Here is a 13,104-nt window from a genome sequence, read left to right on the forward strand (position 1 = left end):
AGGAAAGGGATGGTTCATTGCATGTTTGCGCCAGTCCCGGGGGCGGGACCAGGCACCTGTTGCACAGGCGGCGGCGGGCGTCATCGCGCACGTCCGGGGCGGATCGTAGGCGCCGTTTGTGACACCAAGTTGACGATGCAACACAATGCGCGGCGGGCTTCGGGCCGGCCGGGTCCGCTGCGGTACACTGCCGCCTTGCTTCCGCGGCCCGGCCGGCGCGGATTTCCGTACCAGTTCCGTTGCCCGTGCCCACCTACACGCTAGCCAACCCCGTCCACGCCGAGATCGAGATCCGCAAGAGCCGCTTCCTGGCGCTGGCGCTGCCGGTTGCCGACCGCGACGCCGCCATGGCCGCGCTGCAGGCGCTGCGCGCGGAGCATCCCACCGCCACCCATGTGTGCTGGGCGCTGCTGGCCGGCGGGGCCTCGGGCATGTCCGACGATGGCGAGCCCTCCGGCACCGCCGGGCGGCCGATCCTGGAAGTGCTGCGCCACCACGATCTCGACGGCGTGCTGGCGGCGGTGGTGCGCTACTACGGTGGCGTCAAGCTGGGGGCTGGTGGGTTGGTGCGCGCTTACACCGATGCCATCGCCGCGGCCCTGAAGACCGCCGAACGGGTCGAGCGCATCGCCTACGGCACGCTGGCGGTCGCGGTCGACTATGCCGACGAGCCGCGCGTGCGCCGCTGGCTGGACTACGAGGCGCCGGCTGGTTGCACGCTGGCCGAGACCGGCTACGGCGCAGTCGCCACGCTGGTGTTGCGCATGCCCGCAACGCAGCTCGACGCCGCGCGCAACGCGTTGCGAGACGCCACCCACGGCCGTGCGCAATTTCCGAAGGCGGAGGACGACAGCCATGGCTGACATGGAGCCTTCGGACGAAAGCGCCGAATTCACCGCACAGGTGCTGCCGGGCCCTGCCCGCTTCCCCGCGCCGGTGGCGCTGAGCCTGCTGGAGGCGGCCTTGCTCGAAGGCGTGGCGCTGCCCAATTCGTGCCGCAACGGCACCTGCCGCGCCTGCGCCAGCCGGCTGCACGCCGGGACGATCCGCTACCGGATCGAGTGGCCGGGGTTGAGTCCGGACGAAAAGGACGAGGGGCTGATATTGCCCTGCGTGGCTTGTCCGGAGAGTGATGTAGTGTTTGAGCCGGTCAGTCTCGGCTAGCTGCGATCAGACCAGCCGAATGGGCCCAGGGTATTGGCCAACAAGCGGGTCCGAGGTCAGCAGCGTCAGGCCTTCCACGGTTGCCTGGGCGACGAGAAGCCGGTCAAACGGGTCCTTGTGAATCGGCGGAAGGCAATCAAACGCCACCGCATGATCACTGCGGATCGGCAGCTCACTGTAGCCGTTATCAAGCAAGCCTCTGCGAAAGACCCGGGCGTTGATCTGGAAGTCCGCACGGCCAAGCCCTTGCTTGACGCCGATCTCCCACAGGCTGGCGGCGCTGAAAACCAGCACCGTGTCGTCGGCATTCAATAGCGCATGCGCGTCTGGCGAGATGCGCTCAGGCGTCAGAGCCATCCACAGCAGCAGGTGCGTATCCAGCAGGAGTTTCATGACTCGCCGCCAAACATGGCTTCAATCTCGCGCTGGCCCATGCGATCGAAATCATCGGGCACCTGCCCATGTCCGGCCATGAATCCCAACCGCTTGACCTGCGCTTTCTCCGGCACATGCAGCGCCACGACTTTCACAAGGGGCTTGCCTGCCTTGGCGATCACAAAAGGCTCGCCGTTGGCCGCCTGATCGACCAGCCGCGAGAGATGGGTCTTGGCCTCGTGGATGTTGATGGTTTGCATGACGCGCCTCACTAAACTAAGTCTACTTAGTTTAGTCCATTCATCTCCTGCGGCAATTGCCGTTCCTCTAAGCCCCAACCGCCAGAAAAAACCGCAACGCCAGCTTCAACCCGTCCGGCCCGGCCGGGTCCGAGAACGCGTGCCCGCCGGCGCCGCCGCTCCACGCGTGGCCCAGGCCTTCCACGCGCACCAGGCGCAGGTAGGGCGAGCTGCCCTCGTACCAGTCGAACACATCGACGGCGCGGCGCATGCCGCGCTGGATGCGCCGGGCCGGCACGCCGGCCAGCGGCGGCGTGCCTTCGGGCTGCAGGTGCATCCACATGCCGGCGGCGGCGGTGGCGTTGCTGAAGTCCACCACGTGGTCGGCATCGCCATGCAGCAGCAGCAGCGGCGGCGGGCGGCGTCCCGCCAGGCCGAAGCGCAGCGCCTGCATGGTCTTGGCGTCGGGCCCGCGCTGCCCGCGCATGGCGCGCGTGGCCTGCGTGGCATTGGCGGCGCTCCACGGCACCGCGCCCGAGTGCGAGCCCACCGCGGCAAAGCGTGACGGATAGCGCAGCCCCAGCATCAGCGCCATCGCCCCGCCGGCGGACAGGCCCAGCACGCTGACGCGGTCCGCCGCCACCGGATGGCGGCGGCAGGCCTGGTCGATCAGCGTCATCAGCAGCCCGGCTTCCACGGCGCCCTGCGCGGCAGGCCGGAACCAGTTCCAGCAACGCTGCCCATTGGCCTGCGAACTCTGCTCGGGCAGCAGCACCACCCAGCCGGATTCGCGCGCCACCGCGGCGGCGCGCGTGACCGCGGCAAAGCTGGCGGCGTCCTGGCCGCAGCCGTGCAGCAGCACCAGCATCGGCGCACGGCGCGACGCGGTGGCGCCGGCCGGGACGAAAATGCGGTAGCGGCGCGGCGCCAGCGGCGCGCCCCATGCGCCCTCTTCCCAGCGCCCGCTGCCACGGCTCTGCGGGGCCGCCACCGGCGACACCACGCCTGACAAGGCACGCTGCGTGGCCGCCGTGACTGCAGCGGATTGCTTCACCGCGTTGCGCACGATGGCCTCGGTCATCGGCTTGGTGAGGTTCTTGTTGACGGCGCGCTGCATCTGGCGCGCATGGCGCGACGCGGCCTTGTTCAGCGTGGACCAGAGTTTCGCGCCGGGTGAGCGGGGCATGCGGCTTCCTGTGCAAGGGATCACCGCCACATGATATGCGCTGTGGCCGACGCAACTTGCATGCAACGCGCGCCGGATGTCTGCCTACAATGCAAAGACCGTGTCGCCCCAGACACGAACCGGAGGCAAGCATGAGCGATGTGACAAGCGAGTTCAGGCCCCTGGATCCGGGCCGCATCAACCTGACGGATCCGCTCGAAGTGCAGTACTGGTGCAGGGAGCTGGGCTGCAGCACCAGCGACCTGGAAAATGCCGTCGACCAGGCCGGCGATCATATTTCGGCGGTGCGCGCGCAGCTGGAACAGCGGCACCCGGGCGCGCGCTCCGGCTGACATCCCCCCACCCTGGCGGGATGCCAGCGCGCCGCGTTGCGCCCGGCTGGCGTCCTAGCCCCCCACGTTGAGCGCCTTGGGCAGCCGGATCTGGATGAACTCGCTGTCATCCGGCATCTTGCTGCCGACATGCCGCCCCACGCTGAACGGGAAGTTGTTGTCGTCGATCACCAGCAGCGTGGTCGCGTCCAGCACCAGCACGTCTTCGATGGTGTTGAACGGCATGCCGAACGGATCGCCCAGCGCCACGTCGCCCGGGGCACCGCCCGCGCTGATGCCGGACGGGTCGCGCAGCGCCATCAGGTTGGCCAGTTCGGACTTGGCGACATAGTCGCCCGGCTTGCCCAGCGTCACCTGGAACAGCCTCTTGAAGCCGTTCAGGTCGCCCTGCGAGCCGTCGCGCTCGATGACAATGCCCTCGCTGGCGTTGAACAGGATGAAATCGCCGATATTGGTGCCCTTGTCGTCGAGCCGGTACTTGTGTTGCACCCCGGTGTACCGGCGCGTGGCGATATCGAACTCCGAGATCAGCAGCGTCTTGCCGTCGTGGCCGGCCAGCGGCAGTTCCAGCAGCGGATAGAGCTTCTTGCCGTCCGGGCTGATCGCCATGCCCTCGAAGCCGCCCGAGCGCTTGGCGCGCAGCGGGTTCGACGTCACGGTGGCGCGGTACGGCCAGTACAGGCCCGCCATCCACGGCGTGTTGGCGCCGGCCTCGTCCTGCATGTTGGTGCCGTCGTCGCTGTTGGCCGCGTCGCCATAGATCGGGAAGTCGCCGAACAGGTACACCGTGCGGATCGCCGGAAACTTCTCCTGCACGCGCAGCAACGTGCGGAAGTCGAAGCTCTGGATATCGGCGCGCTGGGCCATGCCGGCGGCACTGATCACACCCGCCAGCGTGTCGGCCATCTGTTCCGCGCCGACGGTGCGGTCCTTGTAGACATTGCCCTTGCCATCCTTGTCGCTGCGCGGATTGAGCTTGGTCTCGAGATTGAAGCGCACCGCCTGCGCGTTCTTCACCCGCTGCGCCGCCTGCGGATGACCCTGCCCCGCGCCGGTGCTGTAGTACGCAACATAGGCGCTGACCAGGTCGAACACATCCTGCGCGCGCGGCACCACGTACGGGCTGGCGTAGCCCTTGCCCGCCGCCACCGCCGCCGACACCGGCGACAGCGCCGCGTCGTTGCGCTGGCTCGGGCCGCGGAACAGCTTGTCGCAGATGTAGGTGGACTGGATCTGCGCCGCAGTCAGGTTCCTGATCAGCACTTCGTCGGCGGTGCCGTAGGGCGCGCCATCGGCGCGGCGGCACTTGACCGATTCGATATAGGGATCGTGCTTGAGCAGCGCGACGCCATCGGCGGTGATGCCGACATCGGTCTCCAGCGTGGTCATCAGGTTGTCCAGCGCGGCCTCCATCGCCGGCAAGGTATTCTCCGGGCGCAGGTCGCGCGCGCCGCGGTGGCCCTGCGCATCGAACTTCGCGGCGTCGATCAGACCGTCGGCGCTCAGGTAGTCGCCGGCCTTGCCGTCGCCGTTGGCATCGTAGGCGGCGACGGCCGCGTACAGCAGGTCGGGCCGGTCCGAGATGATGCCGTTGACGCCGGCCTTGAGCAGCTCGGTCATCTTGGCGCTGTCGTTGACGGTCCAGGTCACCACGCTGTAGCCGGCGGCCTTGAGCGAGGCCACGTCGAGCGTGTCGGAAACTGCCGGCACCAGCCCCGGCTGCGGGTTGCCGCCGCGCGCGTAGTGCGCGTCGGGGCTCGACTTGACGCCGTTGACGTCGTACTTGAGTTGCACGTAATAGGGCGCAAACACCGGCGCGCGGGTGCCGCCATGCGCGAAGGCATGCGCGCGCACCGCGTTCATGATGCGCACCGGCGTGGCCTCTTCGTTGAACGGGTTCTGCGGCGAGCGGATCTCCTTGCCGGCGTTCTCGAAATCCGGCAGCGGAATCGGCGCTTCCAGCAGCACGCCGTTGGCGTCGGTATGCAGCAGGAACGGGCCGAACTCATCGCCGAACCACAGCGTGCCGTCGCTGCCGCGCTGCATGCTCTCGATATCGAAGTCGGCGCCGGTCAGCACGCGCTCGCTGGTGAACTGGTTCGCGATGGCGAACTTGACGTGCCCGTTGGGGTCCTTCAGCTCGATAAAGCTGCGCACCGCCACGCTGCCCGCGCCTCCGGCCGCGGTCTTGAACGTGGGCGCCACCGTGTAGACGCGCAGGTTGAAGTCGGCCGAGTTTTCCAGCGAACCGTAGCCGTTGTCGGCCATCACCATGAAGCTGCCGTCCGGGTTGCGCAGCACCGCCGAGAAACCCTGCACCGGCTGTGAAGCAAACGGCGCTGTCTGCCCGTTGAGGTCGCCGGTGACATAGCGCCCCGACTGCGGCCCGCTGGCAAAGGTGGCGGCGGGCAGCACGGCGCGGCCCACCAGCGTAGGGGCGGTGACCGCGGGCGTGCCGTTGCCGCTGCCGTTATCGTCGCCGCCGCATGCCGCCAGCAGCGATGCCGCCACCGCGGCAGTAGCCAGTGCCGCGCGGGTCCGGCGCGAAGGGAAGACGCTCAGGCGCATTGCAGGGTTCCTGGAGTTGGGCAATGCGCCATGGTGGTGGGCCGATATGTCGGCTTGATGTCGCTTGCGTGACAGCATGAGCGACCCGCATCAATCGCGCAAAGACATGCAGCCCTTACCCGCGTTAAGCGCAGTGCAGACCGGAATTCAGCAATGCCTTATTCGCCTGCCGGCAGTTTTGCTGCATGATTTCCGGCCCGGGCCCGGACCCGGCACTCAAGACTGGGACAGATCGATAACACCACGTCGGAAAACAAGGGGTTTATCAACACGAGGACGCATCGACACATGAACACCAAGCTGCCGCTTTTCACCCTCTGCGCCGCCTTGCTCGCCCCGGCCGCATGGGCCGGCAACGAACCGCACTGGAGCTACACCGGCCCCACCGGCACCAGCCACTGGGCCGAGCTGGACCAGGCCTACCAGACCTGCGCGCTGGGCAAGCACCAGTCGCCCATCGACATCCGCACCAGCAAGGCACGTCCCGCCGACCTGAAGCCGATCGGCTTCGGCTACGCCGCAGCTTCTGGAACCGTGGTCAACAACGGCCACACCGTGCAGGTCAACCTGCCGGCGGCGGGACAGATCGAACTGGACGGCGTGCCGTACAAGCTGTTGCAGTTCCACTTCCACACGCCGAGCGAAGAGAAGGTCAACGGCAAGACCTATCCGCTGGTGGCGCACCTGGTGCATCAGAACGCCGAAGGCAAGCTGGCGGTGGTGGCCGTGCTGTTCAAGTCGGGCCGCGAGAACGCAGCGCTCAAGCCGGTGTTCGCCAGCCTGCCGGCCAAGGGCGGCGAATCACGTGAACTGGCTGCGCCGCTGGACGTTGCGGCGCTGCTGCCGACGCAGCAGGCCTATTGGTCCTTCACCGGTTCGCTGACCACGCCGCCATGCAGCGAGGACGTGCGCTGGCAGGTGCTGAAGACTCCGGTGGAAGTGTCGCCGGCACAATTGGCGGCGTTCCGGAAGCTCTATCCGATGAACGCGCGGCCGGTGCAACCGCTGAACGGCAGGACGGTGCAGGCAAGCCGCTGAGGAATCTTGTAAGGCTGACGGATTTCCAACACCGCTTGTGTACTCCCTCTCCCGCTTGCGGGAGAGGGGAGCAACCGACCGCAAGCGAAAGAGCTCAACGCCCCTCACCCCAACCCCCGCATCGCCAGTTCCCCACCCAACACCAGCAACCCGCAGAAAAACAGCTTGCGAAAACGCTCCGCACTGATCCGGTGGCGCAGCCACTGCCCCAGGAACATCCCGCCCAGCGCAGGCACCAGCGCCAGCGCCGACGCCCCAAGCACCGGCATATGCAGCAGCGCGCCGCCCAGCGCCAGGCTGACCGCCAGCGCCACGGTCGACACCGTGAACGACAGGCCCAGCGCCTGCACCAGGCTCTCCTTGTCCAGCCCCAGCCCTTGCAGGTAGGGCACGGCCGGAATCACGAACACGCCCGTGACCGCGGTGATGCCGCCGGTGACCAGCCCGACCAGCGGCCCGAGCCAGCGTTCCGCGCCGGCCGGCACCGTCAGCTTTACCGCCGCCAGCCCCACCACCGCGTACAGCACCAGCGCCACGCCCAGCGCGGACGTCGCGTGCGTGATCATGTCGGCCGGCACCAGTGCCGCGCACAGCCAGGTGCCGGCGCAGATCGCCGCCAGCATCGGCCACAGGCGCCGCACCAGCAGGCCGAAGCGCGGGCCGCTGAACAGCTGCACCACGTTGGTCACCATCGACGGCGCCACCAGCAGCGCCGCGGCCTGCGCCGGCGGCATCACCAGCCCCAGCATGCCCACCGCGACCGTGGGCAGGCCCAGCCCCACCACGCCCTTGACGAAGCCCGCCAGCAGGAATGTCAGGCCGATAAAGGCGGCCTGCGCGCCGATCGATTCCATCGTCATCGCCACACCTTCAGCCCGCATCGCGGTCGTGCACCGCGCGGCTGTCCGCCGGCGCCTGCTCGCGCGCATCGAGCCCGTAGTCGCGCAGCACCTGCGCCACGCGCAGCCGGTAGCCGGCAAACACGCCGCCGCGTCCGGCGGCCTGCGCCTGGCGATGCGCCAGCGTATTGCGCCACGCGATCACCGCGGCCTCGTCGCGGAAGAACGACAGCGACAGCAGCTTGCCGGGGTTGGTCAGGCTCTGAAAGCGCTCCACCGAGATAAAGCCATCGATGGCCTCGAGCTGCGGGCGCAGGTGCGCGGCGATGTCGAGGTAGGCGTCCTGCCGGCCCGGCGCGGGCTCGACTTCGAAGATGACGGCGATCATGCTGGTCTCCATGAGATCAAAGGAAATGCGGAATGCGCGCGTTCAGCGACGGACGATAGCGGAATGCGCGCGCCAGTGCAGCCGGCTCGGCGCCGCGCGCGCACAGCGCCGACACCGTCGCCGCAGCCAGCGCTTGCGCCAGCCGGTCCCCGGGGCAAGCATGGCGGCCATGGCCGAAGGTCCACGCGCGCGCATCGTCGGCAAGGCCGCTGGTCGATGCCGCGGCCAGCAGCACCAGCACCGTGTCGCCGGCCTTGACGGCGTGGCCGCAAAGCTCGGTGTCCGCAGCAAGGAATCGGCGCGTATTCTGCACCGGCGGGTCGTCCTGCGCGACGCGCGCCACCATGCCCAGCAACGGCATACCGCCGGCCGATGGATTGCGGCCCAGCCGCAGCAGCGTATTGCCGGCGAGCCCGGCAGTCGCTTCGCAGGCCTGGACCAGCAGGCCGATGATATTGGCGGCGACCGCCTGCGCCTCGATGCCGGCAGCCAGTGCCGCGCGTTGCAGCGCGGGCAGCGGGCCGTCAGCCACCACGCTGCTGGCGAGCGACGAGTCCAGCCACGTGCCCAGCCACCGCGCCGCCTCGGCGCCGCCGCGCACGGTGTCCGCGTCCGCCAGCGGCGACTGGGCCGCGGCGAACGCGGCAACTTGCTGCGCCACTTCAACCGCCGTGCCGCGGTCGCGCGTCACCGGCAGGCCGAGCACGGCTGCCACCGTGACGACCGGAAGGGTGACGAGCCAGCGGTTGACCGACGCGGCCGTCATGGCAGCGTGCGCGTGCTCGCCCGGATCCATCATTTGCGCCATCGCGGCGGCGTGTTGCGCCGCGACGCCCGGATCCACGGCCGCCAGCATCGGCATCAGCAGCGCCTTCAGCGGCGCATGCGCGGCGCCATCGTTCATGCGGACCAGCCGGCCGAACAGGTCGCCGGCCGCGGTGCCGGCCAGCGCGGGCGGCACCGGCTGCGTGGCCGGGCGCACGCGGCAGTCGGGATGGGCCAGCACGGCTGCCACTTCGCTTGGCCCGGCGGCAATCCACAGCCCCAGGCGTTGCTCGCGGAAGAAGGGCCGGGTGGCGGCCAGTTCACGGTAGTAGGGATAGGGGTCGGGATGCATGACGGCGCTGAGCGGATCGATCCCGGTAACGGTGGCTGTGATGGTCTCTGGCATGGCGGCGCGAATCGCATGTATTGGCTGATTGCGCCGCAAGCTCGGGCGCACATCGGCATCATGCCGCCGCGGCCGGGCCGGAAGCTTCACGGTGTCGTGAAGCGTCGAATGCAGGGTGCTGCGGCCCGTCGATTGGTTGTATGCTTTGAGCACGGCGTGCCGGGCGCCTCGCGCGGCCACGCCATACCAAGTACGGCGGTGACGACATGAAGCGTGTTCACGCACTGGTTGTGGCCGGCATCATGCTGGCGGCGTGCGTTTCCACCGGCGTCGACGTGAAGCCCGAGCACTTGTCGAACTTCCTGCCCGGTTTTTCCACGCTCGACGAGGTCACTGCGCAGCTCGGCCCGCCTTCCTCGAAAGCGACGCTGCGCGACGGCTCGACCATCCTGGTCTACTCGTTCGCTGCCTCGCAGCCCCACCCCGAGAGCTTCATTCCCTTCATCGGGCCATTGTTTGCCGGCGGCGCGATCCGCACTTCGACGGTGCTGTTCGAATTCGACCAGAACGGTGTCCTGATGAGCCAGCGCCGCACCACCTCGAGCGGGGTCTCGGGAATGAGCGTGCTGACGCCCGGGGCGCTGCCCGGCACGCCGCCCGGCACGCCGCAATAGGCCGCCGGGCGCGCTTGTCACGGCTCCATCGGCGCCACCCGCCCATCGGCCCGCTCCGCCGCCGGCGCATCGTTGCGATGCGCCAGCCGGTACAGCACCGGCAGCACCAGCAGCGTCAGCGCCGTCGACGACAGGATGCCGCCGATCACCACCGTCGCCAGCGGCCGCTGCACCTCGGCGCCGGTGCCGGTGGCCAGCGCCATCGGCACGAAGCCGAGCGAGGCCACCAGCGCCGTCATCAGCACCGGGCGCAGCCGCGTCAGCGCGCCTGCGCGGATGGCGTGGTCCAGACCGTGGCCGGCCTCGCGCAGCGAGCGGATGAACGACAGCATCACCAGTCCGTTGAGCACCGCCACGCCGCACAGCGCGATAAAGCCCACCGCCGCCGAGATCGACCACGGGATGCCGCGCAGCCACAACGCCAGGATGCCGCCGGTCAGCGCGAACGGGATGCCGGTGAAGACCAGCAGCCCGTCCTTGACGTTGCCGAACATGGCGAACAGCAGCACGAACACCAGCCCCAGCGCCAGCGGCACCACCACGCGCAGCCGCTCGGTGGCGGACTGCAACTGCTCGAAAGTGCCGCCCCAGCTGGTCCAGTAGCCGGCGGGAATCGCCACGCGCGCGCGGATGGCGGCCTCGGCCTCGGGCACGAAGCTGCCGATATCGCGCCCGCGCACATTGGCGCTGACCACGATGCGGCGCTTGCCGTTCTCGCGCGAGACCTGGTTGGGGCCCGGCGCCATCTCCACGCTGGCGACTTCGCTCAGCGGGATGTAGCTGGTGCGCGCACCGGCATCCTTCGGAAGCGCCACCGGCAGTCGCCGCAGCGCGTCGATGTCCGCGCGCACGGACTCGGGCAGGCGCACCACGATATCGAAACGCCGGTCGCCGCTGAAGAAGGTGCCGGACACCTTGCCGCCAATGCCGATCGACACCGCGTCCTGGATATCGCTCAGGTTCAGCCCGTAGCGGGCGGCCTGGTTGCGCTCGATCCGCACCGTCAGCATCGGCAGCCCGGTGGTCTGCTCGACCTTGACCTCGGCCGCGCCGGCAATGTCTTGCAGCACCGCGGCGATGCGGCTGGCGGTCTGCTCCAGCACGGCGTTGTCGTCGCCGAACACCTTGACCGCCACGTCCGAGCGCACGCCCGAGATCAGCTCGTTGAAGCGCAGCTGGATCGGTTGCGAGAACTCATAGTTGTTGCCCGGCAGCTTGCCCACCTCGGCGCGGATCGCGGCGATCAGCGCGTCGCGCGTACGGCGCGGCTCGGGCCACTGCGATTCGGGCTTGAGCATGATGTAGCCGTCGGAGATGTTCGGCGGCATCGGGTCCGAGGCAATCTCCGCGGTGCCCGTGCGGGCAAAGATGCGCTCGATCTCCGGGAACTTGGCCTTGAGCGCGGTCTCCACCTGCTGCTGCATCGCCACCGATTGCGTCAGGCTGGTGCCGGGTATGCGCAGCGCCTGCACCGCGAGGTCGCCTTCGTTGAGGCTGGGCACGAATTCGCTGCCCAGGCGCGTGGCAATGGCCAGGCACAACACCACGGCCACGCCGGCGCCGGCCAGCACCACCGGCGTCGACGCCAGCACGCGCTCCAGCAGCACCGCGTAGCGGCGGCGCGCCCACGCCATCAGCCGGTTGTCGCGCTCGGCCACGCGGTTGCCGATAAACAGCGCCACCGCCGCGGGCACGAAGGTCACCGACAGCACCATCGCCCCCAGCAGCGCCAGCACCACGGTAAAGGCCATCGGATGGAACATCTTGCCCTCGACCCCGGTGAGCGCGAAGATCGGCAGGTACACCACCATGATGATCAGCTGGCCGTACAGCAGCGGCCGGCGCGCCTCGCGCGCGGCGGCAAAGACTTCCTGCAGGCGTTCGTCGCGGGTCAGCGTGCGTCCGTGGGCGGCCTGCGCATGCGCCAGCCGGCGCACGCAGTTCTCGACGATCACCACCGCGCCATCGATGATGATGCCGAAGTCCAGCGCGCCCAGGCTCATCAGGTTGGCGCTGATGCGGTAGTGGACCATGCCGGTGAAGGTGAACAGCATCGACAGCGGGATCACCAGCGCGGTGATCAGCGCCGCGCGCAGGTTGCCCAGGAACAGGAACAGGATGGCGATCACCAGCACCGCGCCTTCGAGCAGGTTCTTCTTGACCGTGGCGATGGCCTTGTCGACCAGCGTGGTGCGGTCGTACACGGTAACGGCCTGCACCCCCGCCGGCAGCGTGCGATTGATCTCGGCCATCTTGCGGTCGACCGCCTGCGACACCGCGCGGCTGTTCTCGCCGATCAGCATGAACACCGTGCCCAGCACCACCTCGCGGCCGTTCTCGGTGGCTGCGCCGGTGCGCAGCTCGCCGCCGGTCTGCACCGTGGCCACGTCGCGCACGCGGATCGGCTGGCCCTGCGCGCTGCCGACGATCACGTCGCCGATTTCGTCCAGCGAGCGCACCTGGCCCGGCACGCGCACCAGGTACTGTTCGCCGCGGCGCTCGATATAGCCCGCGCCGACGTTGTCGTTGTTCTTCTCCAGCGCACCCACCACATCGGCCAGCGCCAGCCCGTACGAGGCCATGCGTGCCAGGTCGGGCGCCACCACATAGGCGCGCGCATGGCCGCCGATGGCGTTGACCTCGGTCACGCCCGGCACGTTGCGCAGCTGCGGCCGGATTACCCAGTCCTGGATCTCGCGCAGGTCGGACAGCGTGTACGCGGTGCCATCGGGCTTGCGCGCGCCGGGGTCGGCTTCGACGGTCCACAGGTAGATCTCGCCCAGCCCGGTAGAGATCGGTCCCATCGCGGGCGTGATGCCGGGCGGCAACTGGTCGCGCGCTTGCTGGATGCGCTGGTTGACCAGCTGGCGCGCAAAGTGGATGTCGGTGCCGTCGCGGAAGATCACCGTCACCTGCGACAGCCCGTAGCGCGACAGCGAGCGGGTCTGCTCCAGCCCGGGCAGCCCCGCCATCACGGTCTCGACCGGATAGGTGATGCGCTGCTCGGTCTCCAGCGGCGAATAGCCCGGCGCGGCGGTATTGATCTGCACCTGCACGTTGGTGATGTCGGGCACCGCGTCGATCGGCAGCCGGGTGTAGCTGTACAGGCCCAGCGCGGCCATGCCCAGCACCGCCAGCAGCACCAGCCAGCGTTGCGCAATGGCAAAGCGGATCAGGCGTTCGAACATGG

Annotated in this window: 13 protein-coding genes; 5 read left to right on the forward strand and 8 right to left on the reverse strand. The window is 68.9% G+C overall.

What is annotated here, in order from left to right:
- The first annotated feature begins 245 nt into the window (after nucleotides 1-245).
- Nucleotides 246-863 carry an IMPACT family protein gene (locus CBM2588_RS18865; protein WP_115683654.1) on the forward strand — a complete coding sequence of 206 codons (618 nt, stop codon included), beginning with the start codon at nucleotides 246-248 and terminating at the stop codon, nucleotides 861-863.
- On the forward strand, nucleotides 856-1,164 hold the full coding sequence (locus CBM2588_RS18870) for a 2Fe-2S iron-sulfur cluster-binding protein (protein ID WP_115681944.1): 309 nt from the start codon (nucleotides 856-858) through the stop codon (nucleotides 1,162-1,164). The genes CBM2588_RS18865 and CBM2588_RS18870 overlap by 8 nt, the downstream gene beginning before the upstream one ends.
- Nucleotides 1,165-1,170: 6 nt before the next feature.
- Here CBM2588_RS18870 and CBM2588_RS18875 read toward each other — a convergent pair whose 3' ends face one another.
- The 3 genes from CBM2588_RS18875 to CBM2588_RS18885 all read right to left on the reverse strand — a co-directional run bounded on the left by CBM2588_RS18875 (nucleotide 1,171) and on the right by CBM2588_RS18885 (nucleotide 2,964).
- Nucleotides 1,171-1,557, reverse strand: a complete 387-nt coding sequence (locus CBM2588_RS18875) for a type II toxin-antitoxin system VapC family toxin (RefSeq protein ID WP_115681945.1) — start codon at nucleotides 1,555-1,557, stop codon at nucleotides 1,171-1,173.
- A complete protein-coding gene (locus CBM2588_RS18880; RefSeq protein ID WP_115681946.1) occupies nucleotides 1,554-1,799 on the reverse strand; it encodes a type II toxin-antitoxin system Phd/YefM family antitoxin in 246 nt (81 codons plus the stop codon). Before CBM2588_RS18880 ends, CBM2588_RS18875 begins: the two co-directional genes overlap by 4 nt.
- Nucleotides 1,800-1,866: 67 nt before the next feature.
- On the reverse strand, nucleotides 1,867-2,964 hold the full coding sequence (locus CBM2588_RS18885; protein ID WP_115681947.1) for an extracellular catalytic domain type 1 short-chain-length polyhydroxyalkanoate depolymerase: 1,098 nt from the start codon (nucleotides 2,962-2,964) through the stop codon (nucleotides 1,867-1,869).
- A gap of 131 nt (nucleotides 2,965-3,095) precedes the next feature.
- Between CBM2588_RS18885 and CBM2588_RS18890 the strand changes: the two genes are divergently transcribed.
- Nucleotides 3,096-3,296, forward strand: a complete 201-nt coding sequence (locus CBM2588_RS18890) for a DUF3606 domain-containing protein (RefSeq protein WP_115681948.1) — start codon at nucleotides 3,096-3,098, stop codon at nucleotides 3,294-3,296.
- Between the two features lie 54 nt (nucleotides 3,297-3,350).
- Here CBM2588_RS18890 and CBM2588_RS18895 read toward each other — a convergent pair whose 3' ends face one another.
- The gene (locus tag CBM2588_RS18895; RefSeq protein ID WP_115681949.1) at nucleotides 3,351-5,864 is read right to left on the reverse strand and encodes an esterase-like activity of phytase family protein; all 2,514 of its coding nucleotides are present in this window, start codon (nucleotides 5,862-5,864) and stop codon (nucleotides 3,351-3,353) included.
- Between the two features lie 288 nt (nucleotides 5,865-6,152).
- On the opposite strand from CBM2588_RS18895, the gene CBM2588_RS18900 reads away from it, so the two are divergent.
- Nucleotides 6,153-6,902 carry a carbonic anhydrase gene (locus CBM2588_RS18900; RefSeq protein WP_115681950.1) on the forward strand — a complete coding sequence of 250 codons (750 nt, stop codon included), beginning with the start codon at nucleotides 6,153-6,155 and terminating at the stop codon, nucleotides 6,900-6,902.
- A gap of 104 nt (nucleotides 6,903-7,006) precedes the next feature.
- Here the strand turns inward: CBM2588_RS18900 and CBM2588_RS18905 are convergent, their stop codons facing one another.
- Genes CBM2588_RS18905 through CBM2588_RS18915 form a run of 3 tightly spaced genes read right to left on the reverse strand, consistent with a single transcriptional unit; the run spans nucleotide 7,007 to nucleotide 9,300 of the window.
- A complete protein-coding gene (locus CBM2588_RS18905; protein ID WP_115681951.1) occupies nucleotides 7,007-7,762 on the reverse strand; it encodes a sulfite exporter TauE/SafE family protein in 756 nt (251 codons plus the stop codon).
- A gap of 10 nt (nucleotides 7,763-7,772) precedes the next feature.
- A complete protein-coding gene (locus CBM2588_RS18910; protein WP_115681952.1) occupies nucleotides 7,773-8,129 on the reverse strand; it encodes an antibiotic biosynthesis monooxygenase family protein in 357 nt (118 codons plus the stop codon).
- Between the two features lie 16 nt (nucleotides 8,130-8,145).
- A complete protein-coding gene (locus CBM2588_RS18915) occupies nucleotides 8,146-9,300 on the reverse strand; it encodes a cytochrome P450 (RefSeq protein ID WP_115681953.1) in 1,155 nt (384 codons plus the stop codon).
- A gap of 206 nt (nucleotides 9,301-9,506) precedes the next feature.
- Here CBM2588_RS18915 and CBM2588_RS18920 point away from each other — a divergent pair, with 206 nt between their 5' ends.
- A complete protein-coding gene (locus tag CBM2588_RS18920) occupies nucleotides 9,507-9,914 on the forward strand; it encodes a hypothetical protein (protein WP_115681954.1) in 408 nt (135 codons plus the stop codon).
- A 17-nt stretch (nucleotides 9,915-9,931) separates the two neighbouring features.
- On the opposite strand, the gene CBM2588_RS18925 is transcribed toward CBM2588_RS18920, so the two are convergent.
- Nucleotides 9,932-13,102: a CusA/CzcA family heavy metal efflux RND transporter gene (locus CBM2588_RS18925; RefSeq protein ID WP_115681955.1), complete on the reverse strand. Its 3,171-nt coding sequence runs from the start codon at nucleotides 13,100-13,102 to the stop codon at nucleotides 9,932-9,934.
- Between the last annotated feature and the right edge of the window lie 2 nt (nucleotides 13,103-13,104).

Source organism: Cupriavidus taiwanensis, from assembly GCF_900250075.1.
Taxonomy (GTDB): domain Bacteria; phylum Pseudomonadota; class Gammaproteobacteria; order Burkholderiales; family Burkholderiaceae; genus Cupriavidus; species Cupriavidus taiwanensis_C.